The sequence below is a fragment of the Pseudomonas putida genome, assembly GCF_005080685.1.
GTDB classification, from domain to species: domain Bacteria; phylum Pseudomonadota; class Gammaproteobacteria; order Pseudomonadales; family Pseudomonadaceae; genus Aquipseudomonas; species Aquipseudomonas putida_V.
The window spans coordinates 23912-41825 of record NZ_CP039372.1; the positions used below are offsets into that span (position 1 = coordinate 23912).

A 17914-nucleotide genomic window follows, 5' to 3' on the forward strand; every position below is an offset into this window, starting at 1 on the left:
AGACACTTACTCAGGCGGTAAACGGCGCTGCGCAGAACTTGCGGTACGACCTTGGGCAACGGTTGGGCTATTCGAGCAAGCAACCCGATCCAGCAAAAGCACTGCAGGCTGTGATCGAGGAGGCCGATCGGCTGCGCCCAGCAGCCAAGGCAAAGAATCAGGGGTTGTTTCAACGCATCGAGCGCGTGTTGGCAAGGGAGCAAACCATCCGCATCACTGCCGATCCACACCAGTCGTAACTGACTTGCTCACTGATTGAGTTCAACCCGCGCTGGCGGGCTGATGGTTCACATGCTGTCGATGAATGCCGCTACACGTTCCACTGTCGGTTTACTCAGTCGGTGGTAGTCCACGAAGTGGAAGAACCCGTCTTCCTCATCGAGCTGGGCGAGCTCATCAGCGTTGAACGACCAGCGCTGGCCACCGTGCTCAAATTCCTGCCAGTCATCGTGGGTAGCTGTTTCGGTTAATCGGGTACTCACGTTCCTTGCCCTCCTCCAAGCTTAGGGCTTGCAGCTGGTGTGTGCGATCAGCCAGCCATGTGGAGCCGCTGTTTCTGCAGGGCCGGCACCATTTGAAATGTACAAGTATGACCCCCAGGCGCCGATGCAACGACTGTCGCAGTCAGCGCTGTTTGCTGCAGTACATGTACTTCCACGACCTCCTCGGTAACGTCATAGAACTGTGCGGTAAGGTTCGCTGCGATGCCGCTGTAAAACACATCGTAAAATGAGAAAATACGGTTAGTTTCTAGAGATCAATGAGAATGAAGAAGGCTCTGCCCACTTTGCCGGTCCGCAGCATCGGCGTTAGCGGTCGTAGCGTCACAGGCATCGTACCGCTGATGGGTCGGTTTGAATCGACCCTCGAGCGCGACCTAATGGAGCTTGTCCGCTTCGATCGCCGCGTCAGCAGCTTCCTACCTCAGCCCGTTAGGATCGAATACAAGGGCGATGCCGGTGAGGAGCGGTCGTACACGCCCGACGGCCTCATCACATTCCAGGAATCGGCGTCATCACCGCCGCCAATCCTTTATGAGGTCAAATACCGAGCGAATTTTCGCGAGCAGTGGCGAAACCTGTTGCCCAAATTTCGCGCGGCAAAATCGTACTGCGCTGAGCGCGGGTGGCGTTTTGAGGTCTACACGGAACGGGAAATCCGCACGCCATATCTGGATAACGTCAAATTTCTTTGGCCGTTTCGAAGCCGAGAGCCTGGCCCGCTTCAGCGCGCCCAAGTCGTGGGTGTATTTGAAAGCTACAACTTGATCAGTGTGGGCAACCTCCTTGGAATGCTTGCTCCTGATCCAAGCAGCGCGGTGAGCTGATCCCCGTGTTGTGGAACCTGATCGCAAAGGGCGTCGTTTGTTGCGACCTGAATATTCCGTTAAGCATGACGAGCGAGCTCCACAGATTCGACAGCGCAAATAGCGTGGTCAGTTGCGCCGTGTTCTTGGCCAAGCCGCGAAAGCGAGTCTTCACATAGCCGAACTGGCGTTGGATCACCCGGAACGGGTGCTCCACTTTCGCACGTACTTGCGCCTTGGCCTTTTCGATCTTGCGCTTGGCTTTGTATAGTACGCTGCGTTTACTCAAGTGTTTGTAGGTGCTGCGGCGGGCAGCGATTGCCATATCACCTGGCGCCCCTCGTGTTCAGGCCGCTTTTCCACGCCTGTGTAGCCCGCATCCGCACAGACGACATTCTCTTCGCCATGCAGTAGCTGAGCGACCTCCGTCACGTCAGCTACGTTCGCGGCAGTGCCGTGAACGTGATGTACCAGGCCCGACTCAGCATCGGCACCAATATGCGCCTTCATGCCGAAGAAGTACTGGTTGCCTTTCTTCGTCTGGTGCATTTCCGGGTCGCGTTTGCCTTCCTTATTCTTGGTCGAACTGGGGGCGTGGATGATCGTGGCATCGACGATCGTGCCCTGGCGCAGCGACAAGCCTTTGTCTCGCAGGTACGCGTTGATGGTTTCCAGAATACACGCCGCCAACTGGTGCTTCTCCAGCAGATGCCGGAAGTTCATGATCGTCGTGTCTTCGGGGATCGGGGCGCTGAGCGTCAGTCGAGCGAACTGGCGCATCGAGGTGATCTCGTACAACGCTTCCTCCATAGCGGGGTCGCTCAGTGAAAACCAGTTTTGCAGCAGATGAATGCGCAGCATGGTTTCCAATGGATAGGGTTTGCGACCGCCACCTGCCTTTGGGTAATGCGGCTCGATCAATGCGACCAGTCCGCTCCACGGTACGACCTGTTCCATCTCGGCCAGGAAACGCTCACGACGGGTTTGCTTGCGCTTACCGGCATATTCGAAATCGGAGAAGCTCATCTGACTCATGGGCAAGACTTCTTGGCGTGGATGAACGGAGCGCTATTTCAGCACAGGTCCGGCTGCCTGTGCTGACTTGATCGGAGAGTCCCTAAACACCCTGCCTAGTGAAAAACTTGTGGGGGTGGATGCAGCGTCAACACCCTCCGTCGCTACAAACCAAGTACCGATTTCAGGTCGATTTCTGGGGGCACTGCGGTGTCGAACTTGTAGCCCTTAATGACCAGGTTGTAGTGCGAGGCCAGCAGGGCCTTAGCCGATTCGCCATCTTTAAGTTCGAGGCAGTCGACCAGACGGGAATGCTCATTTCGTAGCTGACAGTAGTCGAATCCTGAACGGTACAAGGCATTGATAAGCGCTTCTTGGCGTCGAAGCTGGGTATGGATTTGATTCAGGATGTCGTTCTGCAGAAACGAAATGAGTAGCGAGTGAAACTGCCGGCCAAGCTGGTCGCCAAGATCGTGGTCGTGGTTTTCGAAGGCAACTCGCTCCTTCAGGGTATGAGCCCGTAAAGTTTCTAGATCTTTTTCACTGATGCTGCGGGTCAACTGGTCAATGACCCCACTTTCCATGACCAGCAGCATTTGATACAGCTGGTAGGCGTCATCGAAGGTGGGGCAGGCAACTGTTGAGGAGCGTTTAGGCGAGACCACTACCAGCCGATCCTGTGACAAGCGTATCAACGCTTGCCTTACAACGGTGCGGCTTACTTCGAACAGCTCAGCGATGTCCCGCTCGTTCAGCTTGGTCCCTGGCGGTAGTCGGCGATGATAGATGGCGTCTGAAATAGCGGAAACAATTTTTTGAGTGAGCATGGCACCAGCTATCAATGGAAGTTAGCAGCCGGGTAGCCTATCACACCGCCTTCTCCGGCGGGATTGGCACTGTCTTGGGGAGCCTCCGCAGAAAATGGTCCGAAAAGGGGCGTTTTGGTCGAAAAGCCCAACATAAAATCCCGGCGCAGCCCTCAGAAACCTGATCACCGAGACAGCTTGTGGATCTGGCATGAAGGATGCTTGCGTCAGATGGCTACTGGTATACCAGATATCCAATCTGGCATTTCAGTGTCTACTTCGACTACTAGCTCCAGCCAGTTGCCATAAGCAAGGAGCCCCACAGCGCAGGTCTGTATGAAGAACTCTCCACCTAGAAATAATGCGCGCTTCATTTCAATGCTCTTAATGGCATGCCAGCACGTAATGGTGATGTACGCCGGTGCCGTGGCGATTCCATTGGTGCTGGGTGCGGCGCTTGGATTGTCTAAGGCCGACATCGCTTTTCTAATCAACGCCGACCTATTCGCGTGCGGGATCGTCACGATCATTCAAGCGTTAGGTGTGGGGCCAATAGGTATTCGCATGCCTGTAATGATGGGGGTAACGTTCACAGCTATTGGCCCCATGATTGCAATCGGTTCCGACGCTACAGTGGGCTTGTCGGGAATCTTTGGGGCTACCATCGCTGCTGGTTTGTTCGGCTTGGCTGTCGCGCCATTGGTGGGGAAACTCCTGCGTTTTTTCCCGCCCGTGGTGACGGGAACAGAGATCGTCGCAGTAGGACTTTCGCTAATGTCCGTAGCTGCCGCTTGGTCTGGCGGCGGCTTTGGGAATCCGGACTTTGGTCGACCTCTCTACCTTGGAATCGCTGCCGCAGTGTTGGTCTGTATTCTGCTAATTGTGCGGTATGCCAAGGGTTTTCTGAATAACATATCTGTACTTCTAGGGCTAGTATTTGGGTTCGCAGTGGCTGCGGTGGCGGGTTTAGTAAGCCTGGAGGGGATTCAGGAAGCACCAGTGTTCGGGCTTATCAAGCCCTTTCATTTCGGCATACCGACCTTCCATATCTGGCCAATCGCAGCCATGTGCATCGTGATGCTGGTCACCTTCATCGAGTCCACCGGAATGTTCATCGCCCTAGGCGAGATAGTAGAGAAACCAATGGACGAGCGAACGCTGGTTCGGGGTTTTCGTGCTGATGCTGCAGGCACTATGATTGGCGGCATATTCAACACGTTCCCTTACACCTCCTATGCGCAGAACATAGGCCTGGTGAGTATCACCGGGGTACGGAGCCGTTGGGTTTGCGCTTTTGCCGGAATGATACTGATTGTGCTTGGGTTATTTCCGAAGGTCGCGTATTTCGTCGCCTCCATACCTCCTTTTGTGTTGGGTGGTGCGGGCATTGTAATGTTCGGCATGGTGACTGCTAGCGGGATGAAGGTCTTGGCTCGGGTAGACTTCAAGAAAGTGGGCAACCTTTATATAGTGGCGATCAGCCTTGCGGTAGGCCTGCTGCCGGTAGTGTCTCCGCAATTCTTCAATAAGTTACCGTCTGCGTTAGGGCCTATTCTTGAAAGTCCTATTCTACTAACCGCGATCGTCGCCACTCTCCTTAATTTGTTCTTCAATGGAGTAGCTGCGAAACCAATGCGTCAAGGATCCGAATCAACTCCTGCTCAATCGCAAACTCTATAAAGTAGAACTCAGTAATGTTGATAAATGTTTTAGAAAATATGAAGTGGTACCTGCCTTAATGCTCCCAGGTCAGGATTGCGCTTAGCGACCGTTATCGGTCGCTTTTTTTTGCCTCTGAAACTCCCGATTATTATGGGGCGCGGCCGCACCATCACGTTGCAAGAGAGAGAGATTATCCCGCACCGTAATACGCCGCCATTTATTTATATGCTCTCACACAGCGCAAAAGATTTTTTTATGTGTTGATTTCGTCGGTAAAATCTGCGCAATAGAGTGTTTGGCTGGCCCCATACTTGCTATGTATAAATAGCTGATCGCTCGGTCAGTTTTATATATTGGAGGTAAGATGGAAGTTAATAAGTTGGTCGCTGCGGTAGGCTCTGCTGGGCTGCTGGGTATCACTTGTCTCCCACTATCTGCATTTGCAGACATGAATTGGCATAGCGACAGCCTTACATACCAATATGGTAAAGAGTTCAAAGTCGATGCCAAGACTGTTCAGACCATCACCTATGAACATTTTAGCGATTGGTCGTGGGGCGACGTGTATTTTTTCATTGATAACAACTGGTATCCAGGAGGTGGGACCTACAATGACGGGCATCATTCTATCTACAGTGAGACGGCGCCGCGTCTTTCACTTGGCAAAATGTTCAACAGCAACCTTGCCTTTGGTCCGATCAAGGATGTGCTAATCGCAACAAGCATTGAATGGGATAAGAACGACCGGAACGGTTCACACGATCAGGTCAATTATCTACTAGGCCCGGGATTTGATCTCGCTCTTCCAGGATTCGATTATTTCCAGATAAATTTCTATTACCGCAAGCCAGATGGCGGCGCCGCGCCCTCTGGTCAATGGCAGATTACTCCAAGCTGGGCTTATACGATTCCGATGGGACGCTCCGATCTAGTTATCGATGGTTATTTGGACTGGGTAGTCAATAACAAGGGGAGCTACCATCGCAATTTGCTCTTCAATCCCCAGGTAAAATATGACATTGGCAAGTATCTAGGCTATAAAGCGAAGCACTTCTATGCAGGTATCGAGTATAATAATTGGTCTAACAAGTACGCCATTAAGAGTACCAAGGAGTTCAATACCAATCAGAATGTGACAAGCCTGATTGTGAAATACTATTTTTAACTATAGTGGCGGGCTGGTAGTTCGCCATTTATAGTTGGCAGAGCCAGAAATTAAAAAGGCCACCCGAGGGTGGCCTTTGCATTCCGGCGAGTGATTATACCGTGGCTTTGGTGACGCCGAACGTCTTGTCGAACATCGCAGCAATGTGCCCCCCAACCGTGATAGGTGCCGGGTAGGTAGTGTCAGGCTTGCGAAGTGACGGTACTACTTCGACCTCGTAGTAGTAATCCAGGTCAAAGAAGGTAGGAATCGAGTAACGCGCGGCGTCTTGTCTCGCGTTGAAGACCCGATGCATGGTGGAGTGATACAGGCCATCCGTTAGCAACGGAACCATGTCGCCCAGATTCACAACGAAAGTACCATCAATGTAGGGGGCTTTCAGCCATTCCCCGTCGGCATTACGTACCTCCAGACCACCCACTTCATCCTGCAGCAGGAGAGTGATTAGACCCCAGTCGGTGTGTGCGCCGGCACCCAGCTGATTTTCACGAGCATCGGCCGGCTGACTTGGATAGTGAAGCATCCGAGTGATGATCATTGGTTCCTTGAGACCTTCGTCGAAAAAGTCTTCAGGCAGTTGCAGTGATAGCGCGAGTAAGCGAACCAGCCTACGGCCGAGTAGATCCATGTACTGCATGTAATCTTCGGTATGCTGACGAAAACGTGGATTCCCTTCTGGCCATTGATTGGGGCCATGGTAAGGAGTCTTGCGCTGAACATGGGGATGCGCCTCGGTTAGCTCTCGCCCCAAAAGGAACCCTTCCTTCAAATCGGGTGGCGAACCCTCGTCCAAGGTTTGTGCCGCGATAGGCTCATAGCCACGCAGACAACTCGATTTCTTAGAGTTAATTCGCATCTTATCTTCAAGCGGAGTTCGGAAATAATCTTTGGCCACCGCGAATTGCGCCTGTTGCAGCTCTAACGGAACGCCGTGGTTTTTAATGTAAAAAAAACCAGTCTGTCGAGCAGCTTTATGAATTTCCCAAGCTACTGCCTTGCGTTTTTCAATATCGTGAGAAAAGCTGTCGAGCAAATCGATAACAGGAATGTTTTTTGCCACTGATGGCGGGGTGTAAATGACCATTTCCAAGCCTCATTCAGCCAAATGTTTTAGTAGCAAGGCAGCGTTTCAAATTGAATCGGTTCGGCACGAATTTTCGGGCGCCGATGCTCGGCTCGGCGCTTCGCCCAGTGCCAATCCTGATTAGTGCGGTGCGTCTCCTGCTGGGAAAATCCCCGACATTACTGTAAATCCAGGAACTCGCTTGACTGCATCCAGCCACAAACGTACGGAGGGATAATCTTGCAGGCATAGTCCTGCTTCGTCGGCCATCGCTACATACGGAAAACAGGCAATGTCAGCCACAGTCGCATGTGCCAACGGGCATAAATAATTGAAGCCCTGTTGACGCTGCATCCAAAGATGCTTATCCATTACATTCAGCAGATCGTAAGCGCGAGAGCGGCAACTCTCAGCATCGAAGTCGTACATGAAAAGCTCGTGCAACCGAGCAGCTGAGATGGACCCAGTCAAACTGTCCGCGAATGCTAGCCAGATCTGGATATCTCCAAGCACGTCGGGGCGATTGACCGGATACCATTGACGCGTCGAGTCATACATCGCAGCGAGATGAACCAATATCGCCTGGGAGTCTCGAATGGTTTTTTCACCATCCTGCAAAACTGGCAATTGCCCCATCGGATTAATTCTCAGAAATGCTGGGGTTTTATGTTCCCGCCCTGGGTAAAACTCCACAACCTCGGTCTTGTATTTTAGACCTAGAATCGACATCATTAATCGGACTTTGAAGCAATTGCCAGACAACTCGAAATCGTAAAGTTTTAACATGGGGCACCGATTAAATATTCAACACCAGCTTCTTGGAATTACAGCCCGACACACATGGCATGATTAGCTTCCCACTTTCCTTCTCTTTGGCGGAAAGGTAGACGTCTTCATGATTTATATCGCCACTGATAACAGGGGTGACGCAAGCCCCGCAGACGCCTTGCTCGCAGGAGTAATCTATTGTTATGCCGTGATCCAGACACGCCTTTAGAAGTGTTTGCCCTGGTTCGACGGTGAACTCTTGGCCTGTAGAATTTATTGCGACTTGGTACCCGGTCGTTGTGGTGGCGGGGCCTGAGCCTGTGGAAGGCGTCAGACCAAAGTACTCGAAGTGAATCTGCTCTGGGTAAACCCCGCTTGCTGAGCAACTGTAGCCACCAACTCGATCATCTGTTGTGGACCACAAACGTACACATCGTGCTTGTCGCTATCCACCGACTGCAGCAGTTCAGTGATCGTTCGTTGGGTCCCAAGGACATCCAATCCTAGATAAGGTGGATGATCACTGGCCAAGGTAGCGATTCGATCCGGGAAGGCGATATGTTGCTCACCTCGCGCCAGGTAATGAAAACCATAGGGGCGCCCTACGTACTGCAGATGCAAAGCCATCGCCAAGATCGGTGTGACCCCAATGCCACCCGCGATCAGCAATGGTGTGCGGCCAGGCGGCTGTAGGATGAACTGGTTTCGTGGTAGTGAGACCAGGATTTTGGTGCCGACGTGCACATCAGCGTGCATGCTGCGCGAGCCGCCTCGTGAGTTCACTTCATGCTTGACTCCGATCACCAGCACGTCCCGTTCCTCCGGGGTGTTCACTAAAGAATACTGGCGTAGGTGTCGGGAGGGCGTGAGCACGCTGACATGCATTCCCGGTTCGAGATCGAATTGTTGTGGCTCGTCAGGCGTGAGCCAATAAGAGTCAATGTCCGGAGTTTCACTACGACGTGACGTCACGGTGCACCAGAACTGGTGGTTCGCTGTAGCCTTGCGTGTTGCCGCCACTGGTACGGCATCAGATGCAATTAGTCGGACAGGGGAGCCGCGACGTTGCTAGTGCTCTCCCGCGCGGGCAAGAACAAATTTCCCAGAATATCAATGAAAGTCGACTTACGCTCTAAGGACACGGGTTGGTTAGAGAAAAGGCGAGCATGAATTACTGCTCGTCCATCCGACTCCGGCTGCACGAACAGCCGTAGGGTGTCCAAAAGGCCTGCGCACTTCAGGTCTATAATAAGGCCGGTGGCCAGCACCTGAACCCCATCGGTAGAACTGCCCAAAACAGGAGCGAATAACGTTGCTGCTTCTTTGAGCAAGCCTGCGGCTGCAGTGGCGCTCATGGGAACAGTATGACTGCGTAGGTTGCTCGCTACGGCTGCATCGATCGGTGCAGAGTTGTTCGGTTTGTGTTCAGATCCAGCGGCCTCAAGCCGAGCAAAAACTACACCGTTCACCTCCGTACACTGGAACGTGCGAACGCATGCAGTGCTAGGTTTTGCGCCGGGATGTGCCGGTACAAAGGAGCACTGCCCCGAGCCGCTCTCGTATTTCCAGCCGTGGTATTGGCATTTGAGCTGGTCGCCGACATTCACGCCTAGGCTTAACCGCACACCACGGTGTGGGCAACGATTCTCCCATACGTTTACTTCACCTGCGTCGTCACGCCAGACGGCAAGCTCCTGGCCAAGCAGACGTGTCTGGTACACATGCCTGAACGGCAAGTCTTCAGAGCTGGCAATCACGTGCCATTGTTGATTCAACGAAACCATATCTCATCACCTGCTAATACAGCTCACCCACGGGTGGTGCCGAACGTCACGTTTCTGTCATTAAGCCAGCGTCGATAGGCACTGGAGAGTGCATCCGCTCGCACGGGGTTTCATGTCTTGGATTAAGGGGCAAGGCCTTGGGACTTGGTTTATCAGGATCATGATGTCCTGCCCGAAAATGCGCTGCTGAAAGTCGCGCAGTTGTTTGTCGGTATTGATGTCGTCCAGGTAGCACATGATCGTGTGAGCGATGCTGCTCTCCTGATCCACCGGCTGCACGAAAAGTCCAAGCACATCCAAGCGGTTGGCATCGATCACACATGTTTTGTAGAGGATGGCAATGAAAGGGCGAGCTATCCGGTAGACGTATTGCATCTCCACCGGCTCGCTCGCAGCTGCTGACCCCTTGGGCTGCGGGAAACGACAATTGACTGCCCGAATTTCATCAGCCGCTTCATCTATTTCGACATCGTAAGCGGCAACCTCGGTCAGGGGCTCCGCGCCAAGAATGTCGGTATGAACAAACGGAAAATGCGCCATGTCGAGAAAGTTCTCGATAACCCTCAGTCCTGACGTAGCTACTCGGATCGAGCCTGCGCTGACCACTCTGCGGTCCGCTTCCGCGAACTCCGGTATCGCAATGACGTCCCTAGGGTTATCGCTTAGTGACACCCAAAGCAGACCATAAATGCTCTTGGACGCTAGCTCCGCCGTGTTATCTGCCAGCCCGGCGGATACAGTGCCATCTGCAAGTTGGTACCAGATCTCCGTCCCTAAAATTCGAGTGTGGTATTTCCGGCCGCTGACTGTCTCGGCCAGCGCCCCGACGGGATACCAGTCGTCGATTACAAAGCTGTTTTCTGCGTGCATGAAAATGCCTTCTGAAGCCCGGCGCACCGTGGAGTGACCGGGGCAGTCACGGTTATTGGGCCCGGTACTGGGCAACGAATTCGGTAGGTGAAACAGCACTGCGGGCTTGATGGACAGCCGCACGCTCGGCATACAGCTCACGAACGAAGTTCGCGTAGGCGCAGCTGTCAGCGAACATGTTGTATTTCCAGCCTAGGCCGTAGGCGTTCAGATTGATGTTGTCGATGGTCATCAGCGACAGCGAGGTGTCGTCACTTTGCAGATACGCATCGATGACTTTGCGGGTCACTTCTTTGGTGCAAGCCAACTTGTGCGCATGCCACATATCGGTGTGCCATTCCCCCTTGGCTGGACGCTCGAATGGGTACTGAATAGATCGACCTGGGCGGTCAATACCTTTCGCGTCCCAAGGGCCAGTCTCAAAGCCCCACCAGTTCAATGGGCCGTTCGGTGCTGCTGGCCGCATCTGCGCCCAGTGCACTAGGTTGCGGCTAAGCCATTGATCTGCGTAGCTATCGGAATTGAACGGGTCAAGCATCGCAATGGCCTCGTTATCTCCGCGCATCTGTGAAACCGCGTGCTCGACCTCATTTTCAATCTTGAAGATGCAGTGGCTGTAATCCATCGCCATGTTGAATGGCACACCGCGAGTCTCAACCAGATCGGCTACTTCCAGCACTCGCCGGTAGTCTTCTGACCACATGTCAACGTGGTTTTCGAAGGTGATGATGACCCCAGATTTGGCAGCGTATTCATAAGCGTCGAGGTAGCAGGCAGCCACTTCCTCATTGGTGACGTAGTGGCCGTCCTTGTGTTTGGCCCAAACCATGAAGTTGTGGTACTTGCCGCCTACTTCTACGGTGAGATCCAGGTTTTCCCTGATGACTGCCTCATCGAGCCCCAAGGTGTAGCAGCCACTGCCCGACAGTACCGGCAGATCGTAGAGTTGGCTGCCCTTGATGTACTCGTCCAGCTCCTGACGATTGTTCGGAATACGATCGATGAAATCCCAAACTTGGGCTTCCTTTACCAGCTTGAACTGCTCGAGGATGGGCAGTTCGACCAGGGAAACTGGCCGCTCCATGGATGACGCTTGAATGCCTAGACCGGCACATCCCAGCTTGAACATCTTTTTCATGTGTTGATCCCCTATCGCGTGTGCCAGAGTCAAAGGCCATTTGCTGTCATCATCAAATTTCATGGCTTTCCAGATGCACAATCTGGTATACCAGTTATGCCGATGTCAAAGCACTTCCTGTGCCAATTCACTTGATTGATAGGGCTAGCCCTCTATTTGACTGGTCGGACAGCTTTTGATGAAAGCGTCCGAAGATTCTTGGCGAGGCTTTTAGCGCCAAAGAGGTGCGCCAATCTTCTTTTGTGATTCAGATTGGTGCGCTGGTGAGGTGTATGTCTGCTTGCGCACGCGTGCTACCTCCAGTCTTTGCCCTAGCATCGCTTGGGCTGAAGACCTTTAAGCCCGCATAGTGATTTGAGGGATTAACAATGGCTCGCCGTTTAAAGTTTCACTCAGTTGCCGTCACTTACTTCGATATGGTCCGCCGTTGCGAGTCCATCCGCGAAGCCGCGCGGCGTTTGAATGTCGCCTCATCAGCGGTAAACCGTCAGATCCTTAAGCTCGAAGATGACATTGGTGCCCCCCTGTTCGATCGACTCAATTCCGGACTTCGATTGACGCCTGCCGGCGAGTTATTCGCGCGTCACATCGGTGTGGTTTTGCATGACGTTGAAAGACTGCGCGCAGAATTTGACGCCATGGAGGGGCTGCGTGCTGGGCATGTAGAACTGGTAACGGTAGAGACGCTAGCGGTCGACCTCTTACCCACGGTGATGGAGATAATGCATCAGCGTTATCCGAGGGTGACTATTGGGGTTTCTCTCTGCGGTGCTGATCGCATTCCTGACGCGATCGTCGAGGGAGCCGCTGACCTTGGTTTGGCGTTTGCGCTGCCCAGACACGAAGAACTTCAGCAGCTAGCCCTCGGGCATTTTCGACTTGGCGCAATAGTGCCCCCAGGACATGCATTAGGCGCAAGGGTACAAGTCAGTTTCGGTGCTTGCGCCGATTACGATCTCATCCTGGGTAAACCTGAATTATCGACTCGCCATCGATTGGCGGCTCTGCTCAAGGCAGCGAATATCCCAGGCAAAGCCCGAATTGAGTCTGGCTCACTCGAGCTTGCTAAGCAGATGGTGCTCCGGGGCCGTGGCATCGCTTTCCAGACCAGATTTGGTATTGAGGCGCAAATGGAGGCGAAGCTGCTAAAAATGCTGCCGCTAACGGATGGCGGCGGGATTTTTTGCGATCTTGGGTTGTATAAGCGGGCAGGTCGTTATATCCCGACTGCTGTCGATGCCTTTGCCAGAATTCTCGCAGATGAGATTTTGCTCCGCGAGCGCCAAGAAGCCGCTGATTACAGGACTCTTGGCTAGCGATGCCAAAAAAGCATCAGCTAGAGCGATAATCGATGCTTTTCGTAAGCGGCTCAACCGATGACACTAAAAGTCTTCACGCAGGAGTTGCTCCCATGTCAAACGCTCAACTCGTACCTACAACCATTGAAATCTCCGATACGGCTGCATCGCTGCCGATCATCGATATGTCCGGACTGCGCTCATCGAACATCGATGTACGTGCCAAGGTAGGCCGGCAGATCGGTGCGGCTTGCCGCGATAAAGGGTTCTTTTATGTGACTGGTCACGAGATATCCTCGGCCCTCCAGCAGCGAGTCATCGACCAGGCAGCGAAGCTGTTTGCACTGCCACCCGAGGAAAAAGCCAAGGTTGATAAGTCGCTCTCTCAAGCAAATCGAGGCTACGAACCACTACGCAATCAGGTGCTTGAGGCCGGGGCGCCCGCCGATGTCAAAGAGGGATTTTATATCGGGCAGGATAAACCGCTCGACCACCCCGATGTTTTGAACGGTAAGTTCAACCAAGGTCCAAACCTCTGGCCAGAAGCCTTGCCTGAGTTTCGTGCAACGATGGAGCAATACCAAAGGGAGCTGGAGGGTGTCGCGCAACTGCTGATGCAAGGTGTTGCGCTGTCCCTGGGTCTTCCTGAGCAGCACTTTGCCAGCTTCTGCCACGATGCGATGACGACCTTAAGGCTGCTCCATTATCCTCCCCAGTCCCCTTCGGCAGCACCTGGTGAAAAAGGTTGCGGAGCACACACCGATTGGGGCGGCCTGACGCTGCTACTCCAGGACGACAATTCGGGCTTGCAGGTTTGGGATCAGGAAAGTAACGACTGGATTTGGGCGATGCCTGTGCCTGGCTCCTACGTGGTAAACATCGGCGACCTGATTTCGCGCTGGACCAACGATCTGTATCGCTCGACCTTGCATCGGGTGGTGAATTTGTCAGGGAACGAGCGTTACTCAGTGCCCTATTTCTATTCTGGAAATGTTGATCACAAGATCGAGTGTATCCATCAATGCCTCATTCCAGGAGAGTCGCCCAAGTACCCGGTGATCACTGTCGAGGACCACTACAAAAACATGTTCCGCAAAACCTACGCCATGTAATGCGGTCTGCACGGCCAGCGCGATCGCACTGGCCTTTATCCAGCCATTCTGACAATGCCCCGCACGAAGCTTTGGGACGATGAAACACTTGCGCCTGAATGGGAATGGTCACCGGCTGGGCTTGACGGCAGCTTTTGCGAGGTATGCCGGGCACCAACTGAAAGTGGACCTCGTGTAGAGCGGCCCCTGGAGCAATCACGGTTGGACCTATCAGCATGAGCAGTCGAGATCGCTACTCGAACGTATGCGTTCGGCGAACCCACCTCCAAACTCCAGCATCAAGGGCGATGGTGTCCGCCCTTGCACAGGTACAATCCAGGTCGCAGGTGAAGGTTATCTGGTTGAACGCATGGTTCGATCGGTAATGACGCAGATGCCACCCATGACCTGATCGACCAGGCGCCTATGCGTCTGAAGAGACTTTCAAGGGAGATCATTACTGCCTCAGATTGCGCAGGCAGGGTTGGTCACTTCCGGATCAGCCGAGTACCATTTCCCCGCCTCCTAGGGTAGTTTTGACGATCCCCGCAATTACACGTTGCCCTGTCTCCTGCGCGAGCTCCTGATACCAAGCTTGCGTATGCGCCGGGCTTCTTCCGTGGGTCAGTTCTGACCGGCTACGGGCACGCAGCATGATCTGCGCGGTGCGATCGACACGAGCGGTGTTGTAGAGGTCAAGCGCGGCTACGACATCAGCGGCTCTTAGCTCCAGGCATTTGGCAAGTACCCAGGCATCCTCCATAGCCTGACAGCCTCCTTGGCCCAAGTCAGGCGCCATGGGGTGCGCCGCATCGCCCAGCAGAACTACCCTGCCTTTGACGAAGCTGGTGATTGGCGCTATGTCGTGGATTTCGACGCGGCTGACGATGGAGGTATCCATACGCTCTATTAGGGCTCGCACTGGAGGAGCCCAGCCTTCGAAGTGGCTGTACAGCTCTTCACGGTAGCGTTCCCGCACATTGAGAGTTCCAGCGGGAAGTGGTACATCGAAAAAGAAGTAGAACTGGCCGTTGCCGATAGGCATGAGCGAAACGCGTTTTTGGTCACCGACAAACTGGGTCCACTCGGCAGCAGAAGCAAGATCGTCGCTAGCGTCCACGCGCCCATTCCAGTTGACATAGCCGCAGTAGTCACGCGCTACTTCGCAGCCTGCCACGTAGTTGCGCAGCCGCGAGTGGGTACCGTCAGCGGCCACCACAAGATCGGCCTGGATGCGCTGGCCATCGGAGAGCTTCACCAGCACACCGCCCTCCTGAGCCTCGACACTGTCGCAGCTCACACTCAGAGTGACGTTCTCAGCGCCACAGGCATTCAGCAGGACTTTCTGCAAGACTGTACGGGCGATGGGGCAAGCGCGCTGCTCGACGGATTTATATAGCGGTTCGAGGCTGAAGCGGGTTAGCAGGGCACCTTTGTGCGTGCTGTAACTCATGGTGTCCATGCTACCGCTGAAGCTTTTGATCTCATCTCCGAGACCAAGCTTTTCTAGGATGTTGACGCCGTTGGGCCAGACGGAGATCGCTGCGCCTGCAGGTGTCAGCTCTGCAACCCGATCGAACAGCCGTACGCGATGTCCGTGACGTTGCAGGGCAATACCCGCCGTTAGCCCACCGATGCCTGCGCCGATGATGACGATATCCAACGGCTTCGAGTTAGAAGGTGAAAGAGTCATTGCGAACGCACCAAAGATGAAGAGATGAAAAGATCGCTTGGGCTGATTGTTCCTGGTCATTTGCCAGTGTGAATTGGGAGAGCACCTCCACCAGCACTGGTTAGTGTCCGCGCCCCGGGACACGGGTAGCATGCCACGCATGCTCCCCACGTCTTTTCAGGTAAAACAATCGCATACTTAGCTCAGGAAGAACTGGCTTAGTCCTTGGCTACGCAACCCTTTGCGATAGGCAATCGAGCTCATGTCCGCCGGAATGTGCACTTCTAGAGATGGATCGAGTGGCAGACGCTCCGGTTTTTGAGCTTCGACGATAAGACGATCCTCTTCGAACACCTGAAAGTTAAAGCTATGAACGTCCTCTACAGGAATATGCTTGTCAAAATTACGCGCGATCGGGGCAAACATTCGCGTGTATTTCGCCGACACGGGGGAAGCCGCATTCATGATCACCAGCCGACCATCGTTCGGAAAGTGCACCGTCAGAGTAGCCGTGAACGGCAGGTGTACCTCGAAGTGTCTCAGCCAAATGAAATCAGAAGGAATGTCAGCCTCTACGCCGATCGGGTAGTTTGCCACTGTGCTTAGATAGCGAACTTCGAAACCTTGAGGTGTTTCTTCGGGACGATAGGCAGGAACCTCAACGTTGTTCGGATTGCCAAAAGTGTCCGTGTGAACGAAGCCAAAATGAGCGACATCAAGGAAGCCCTCAAGCTGACGCCCTGCAAATGCCTTAACGTCGAAAGCTGGGCAAACAATTTGCTGAAACCCTGCATCCTCCCAATGAGGCATGTTCGGTATGTCGACTTGATCGTTCTGAGGATCGAGGCACGTCCAGATCAGTCCATAACGCTCGACCGCAGGATACGTGTAAAGCTGCATACGGCTTGGGATGGATCCATTGGGGCTTGCCGGAACCTTGTTGCACTTGCCTCCGTGACCGAAGCGCAAGCCGTGGTACGGACAAACCACTCCTTGGCCGTCGCTCTTCCCCATACTCAGCGGAACACCACGATGCGGGCATACGTCCCGCGCCACGATCAACTCTTCGCCTATCCGATAAACCACAAGCGGCTCGTCGAGAAGCATCGCTTTGATCGGCTCAACGCCCACTGTGATTGATTCGGCGATTGGGTACCAATGCGAAGCGAGAATGCGCCAGTCACTTTCGACAAAAGTGCAATTGAGTGGAAGAGTACGGTCTTTGATCATGGGACATAAGCCTCGTCAGCTGCCATAACGGTCTGAAAAGCGCGCTCTGAGGCGCTTCGGTATGGACTTTAAGATCACGGCGTGATGAACTCAAACATCGATTTCTCATCATCGCGTTGCAAAAAACACAACACATGTTCCCTTTCTCTCGATTCACCCGGTACTTTCTCGAGGTCACTCAGCACCGCAGCATTCGCCGAGCGGCGGAGGTTTTGCACGTCTCTGCCTCGGCTATTGATCGGCAGATTCTTAAGGTTGAGGAAGAGCTTGGAGTGCCTTATTTGAGCGACTCCCAAGCGGTTTGAGGCTTACGTCCGCGGGCGAATTAGTATTGGCGAATGCCCGTCAGTGGCAGAAAGAATATGCTCGAACTCGTGAGCAGATCGACGAGATGCAAGGGTTGCGCCGCGGTCATATCGATATTGGATTGATCGACGCGCTTAGTGAGGGAATGGTGGCTGAAGCCATCTCGTCTCTCATGCAGCAGTACCCGGGCCTCACATTTGGTATGAAGGTTGCTGACAGCCAGAATGTCGCAAAAATGATTGCCTCTGCTGAGGTGGACTTCGGCTTCGTTCTGGATGCTGTTGCGGGGGCTGAGCTGTCGGTGACCGCGAGTGCGGTGATCAAGATGGGTGTTGCCATGCCCACTTCCCATCCACTGGCGGGAAGGAAAAGCCTACGTCTGAGCGATACTCAGGATGTGACAGTGATCTTCCCTGCTGCTCCCTTGGTTGTACAAAAGCACGTGCATGCGCTTCACGATCATTTGAGGCTTGATGTTCGGCAGCGAGTAGCGTGCAACGATTTGCGTATGATGCGTTCGTTAATTCGCGCCGGCGTGGGGGTGGGGATTCTGTCCTGGTTGGATGTCGCAAGCGAAGTAGAAGCGCAAACCATTGCCTTCGTTCCTCTTGACGGTATCCACGTCAGTCATCCAGTTCTTTCCATTTGTGTAGCTCCTCATCGCCAACTCTCACGTGCGGCACTGTTGGCATTATCGGATCTACAGAAACGTATGGCCGACCTGATTAGATCTCATTAATC

17 protein-coding genes and 2 pseudogenes are annotated in these 17914 nt (G+C 53.6%); 7 read left to right on the forward strand and 12 right to left on the reverse strand.

Going from position 1 to position 17914, the window contains the following annotated elements; translation table 11 throughout:
* The first annotated feature begins 38 nt into the window (after window positions 1-38).
* On the forward strand, window positions 39-239 hold the full coding sequence (locus E6B08_RS30250) for a hypothetical protein (protein WP_031325683.1): 201 nt from the start codon (window positions 39-41) through the stop codon (window positions 237-239).
* Window positions 240-287: 48 nt separating this feature from the next.
* On the opposite strand, the gene E6B08_RS30255 is transcribed toward E6B08_RS30250, so the two are convergent.
* Window positions 288-482 (reverse strand): hypothetical protein, encoded by a 195-nt coding sequence (locus tag E6B08_RS30255; RefSeq protein ID WP_009682466.1) that lies wholly within the window; start codon window positions 480-482, stop codon window positions 288-290.
* A 284-nt stretch (window positions 483-766) separates the two neighbouring features.
* Here E6B08_RS30255 and E6B08_RS30260 point away from each other — a divergent pair, with 284 nt between their 5' ends.
* Window positions 767-1327 (forward strand): TnsA endonuclease N-terminal domain-containing protein, encoded by a 561-nt coding sequence (locus tag E6B08_RS30260; protein ID WP_192938715.1) that lies wholly within the window; start codon window positions 767-769, stop codon window positions 1325-1327.
* 79 nt (window positions 1328-1406) lie between these two features.
* Here the strand turns inward: E6B08_RS30260 and E6B08_RS30265 are convergent.
* A pseudogene (locus E6B08_RS30265) lies at window positions 1407-2341 on the reverse strand (IS5 family transposase); the annotation flags it as partial.
* Between the two features lie 143 nt (window positions 2342-2484).
* Window positions 2485-3147, reverse strand: a complete 663-nt coding sequence (locus tag E6B08_RS30270) for a GntR family transcriptional regulator (protein ID WP_023662964.1) — start codon at window positions 3145-3147, stop codon at window positions 2485-2487.
* Between the two features lie 315 nt (window positions 3148-3462).
* Between E6B08_RS30270 and E6B08_RS30275 the strand changes: the two genes are divergently transcribed.
* Both E6B08_RS30275 and E6B08_RS30280 read left to right on the forward strand, forming a co-directional pair.
* Complete coding sequence (locus E6B08_RS30275) at window positions 3463-4806, forward strand: nucleobase:cation symporter-2 family protein (protein ID WP_009682464.1); 1344 nt, start codon at window positions 3463-3465, stop codon at window positions 4804-4806.
* 346 nt (window positions 4807-5152) lie between these two features.
* Complete coding sequence (locus tag E6B08_RS30280; RefSeq protein WP_009682463.1) at window positions 5153-5953, forward strand: outer membrane protein OmpK; 801 nt, start codon at window positions 5153-5155, stop codon at window positions 5951-5953.
* A 94-nt stretch (window positions 5954-6047) separates the two neighbouring features.
* Here the strand turns inward: E6B08_RS30280 and E6B08_RS30285 are convergent, their stop codons facing one another.
* The 7 genes from E6B08_RS30285 to E6B08_RS30310 all read right to left on the reverse strand — a co-directional run bounded on the left by E6B08_RS30285 (window position 6048) and on the right by E6B08_RS30310 (window position 11576).
* Complete coding sequence (locus tag E6B08_RS30285; RefSeq protein ID WP_009682462.1) at window positions 6048-7037, reverse strand: isopenicillin N synthase family dioxygenase; 990 nt, start codon at window positions 7035-7037, stop codon at window positions 6048-6050.
* A gap of 120 nt (window positions 7038-7157) precedes the next feature.
* Window positions 7158-7802: a glutathione S-transferase family protein gene (locus tag E6B08_RS30290; RefSeq protein ID WP_009682461.1), complete on the reverse strand. Its 645-nt coding sequence runs from the start codon at window positions 7800-7802 to the stop codon at window positions 7158-7160.
* A gap of 10 nt (window positions 7803-7812) precedes the next feature.
* A complete protein-coding gene (locus tag E6B08_RS31265) occupies window positions 7813-8208 on the reverse strand; it encodes a 2Fe-2S iron-sulfur cluster-binding protein (protein ID WP_238349382.1) in 396 nt (131 codons plus the stop codon).
* Window positions 8115-8756 (reverse strand): ferredoxin reductase, encoded by a 642-nt coding sequence (locus tag E6B08_RS31270; RefSeq protein ID WP_238349383.1) that lies wholly within the window; start codon window positions 8754-8756, stop codon window positions 8115-8117. Before E6B08_RS31270 ends, E6B08_RS31265 begins: the two co-directional genes overlap by 94 nt.
* Window positions 8757-8824: 68 nt before the next feature.
* Window positions 8825-9568, reverse strand: coding sequence for a Rieske (2Fe-2S) protein (locus E6B08_RS31275; protein ID WP_238349384.1), 744 nt, complete (start codon window positions 9566-9568; stop codon window positions 8825-8827).
* A gap of 60 nt (window positions 9569-9628) precedes the next feature.
* Entirely contained in the window at window positions 9629-10438 is an 810-nt protein-coding gene (locus tag E6B08_RS30305; protein ID WP_238349385.1) for an aromatic ring-hydroxylating oxygenase subunit alpha, read from the reverse strand.
* Window positions 10439-10490: 52 nt separating this feature from the next.
* Window positions 10491-11576 (reverse strand): TIM barrel protein, encoded by a 1086-nt coding sequence (locus tag E6B08_RS30310; protein ID WP_031325677.1) that lies wholly within the window; start codon window positions 11574-11576, stop codon window positions 10491-10493.
* A 368-nt stretch (window positions 11577-11944) separates the two neighbouring features.
* On the opposite strand from E6B08_RS30310, the gene E6B08_RS30315 reads away from it, so the two are divergent.
* Together E6B08_RS30315 and E6B08_RS30320 are read left to right on the forward strand one after the other, a co-directional pair.
* Complete coding sequence (locus tag E6B08_RS30315; protein WP_009682457.1) at window positions 11945-12892, forward strand: LysR family transcriptional regulator; 948 nt, start codon at window positions 11945-11947, stop codon at window positions 12890-12892.
* A 95-nt stretch (window positions 12893-12987) separates the two neighbouring features.
* Entirely contained in the window at window positions 12988-13986 is a 999-nt protein-coding gene (locus E6B08_RS30320; RefSeq protein WP_009682456.1) for an isopenicillin N synthase family dioxygenase, read from the forward strand.
* A 478-nt stretch (window positions 13987-14464) separates the two neighbouring features.
* Here the strand turns inward: E6B08_RS30320 and hpxO are convergent, their stop codons facing one another.
* Both hpxO and E6B08_RS30330 read right to left on the reverse strand, forming a co-directional pair.
* Complete coding sequence (gene hpxO, locus E6B08_RS30325; RefSeq protein WP_009682455.1) at window positions 14465-15718, reverse strand: FAD-dependent urate hydroxylase HpxO; 1254 nt, start codon at window positions 15716-15718, stop codon at window positions 14465-14467.
* A gap of 117 nt (window positions 15719-15835) precedes the next feature.
* Window positions 15836-16867, reverse strand: coding sequence for an aromatic ring-hydroxylating oxygenase subunit alpha (locus E6B08_RS30330; protein ID WP_009682454.1), 1032 nt, complete (start codon window positions 16865-16867; stop codon window positions 15836-15838).
* 134 nt (window positions 16868-17001) lie between these two features.
* Between E6B08_RS30330 and E6B08_RS30335 the strand changes: the two are divergent.
* Window positions 17002-17912, forward strand: a pseudogene (locus E6B08_RS30335) (LysR family transcriptional regulator).
* Window positions 17913-17914 lie beyond the last annotated feature (2 nt).

What these genes read in the sequence shown, in the direction of transcription:
- E6B08_RS30260 (WP_192938715.1), top strand. Translation starts at nt 767, where the DNA reads ATGAAGAAGGCTCTGCCCACTTTGCCGGTCCGCAGCATCGGCGTTAGC.
- E6B08_RS30270 (WP_023662964.1), bottom strand. Translation starts at nt 3,147, where the DNA reads ATGCTCACTCAAAAAATTGTTTCCGCTATTTCAGACGCCATCTATCAT.
- E6B08_RS30275 (WP_009682464.1), top strand. Translation starts at nt 3,463, where the DNA reads ATGAAGAACTCTCCACCTAGAAATAATGCGCGCTTCATTTCAATGCTC.
- E6B08_RS30280 (WP_009682463.1), top strand. Translation starts at nt 5,153, where the DNA reads ATGGAAGTTAATAAGTTGGTCGCTGCGGTAGGCTCTGCTGGGCTGCTG.
- E6B08_RS30285 (WP_009682462.1), bottom strand. Translation starts at nt 7,037, where the DNA reads ATGGTCATTTACACCCCGCCATCAGTGGCAAAAAACATTCCTGTTATC.
- E6B08_RS30290 (WP_009682461.1), bottom strand. Translation starts at nt 7,802, where the DNA reads ATGTTAAAACTTTACGATTTCGAGTTGTCTGGCAATTGCTTCAAAGTC.
- E6B08_RS31275 (WP_238349384.1), bottom strand. Translation starts at nt 9,568, where the DNA reads ATGGTTTCGTTGAATCAACAATGGCACGTGATTGCCAGCTCTGAAGAC.
- E6B08_RS30305 (WP_238349385.1), bottom strand. Translation starts at nt 10,438, where the DNA reads ATGCACGCAGAAAACAGCTTTGTAATCGACGACTGGTATCCCGTCGGG.
- E6B08_RS30310 (WP_031325677.1), bottom strand. Translation starts at nt 11,576, where the DNA reads ATGAAAAAGATGTTCAAGCTGGGATGTGCCGGTCTAGGCATTCAAGCG.
- E6B08_RS30315 (WP_009682457.1), top strand. Translation starts at nt 11,945, where the DNA reads ATGGCTCGCCGTTTAAAGTTTCACTCAGTTGCCGTCACTTACTTCGAT.
- E6B08_RS30320 (WP_009682456.1), top strand. Translation starts at nt 12,988, where the DNA reads ATGTCAAACGCTCAACTCGTACCTACAACCATTGAAATCTCCGATACG.
- hpxO (WP_009682455.1), bottom strand. Translation starts at nt 15,718, where the DNA reads ATGACCAGGAACAATCAGCCCAAGCGATCTTTTCATCTCTTCATCTTT.
- E6B08_RS30330 (WP_009682454.1), bottom strand. Translation starts at nt 16,867, where the DNA reads ATGATCAAAGACCGTACTCTTCCACTCAATTGCACTTTTGTCGAAAGT.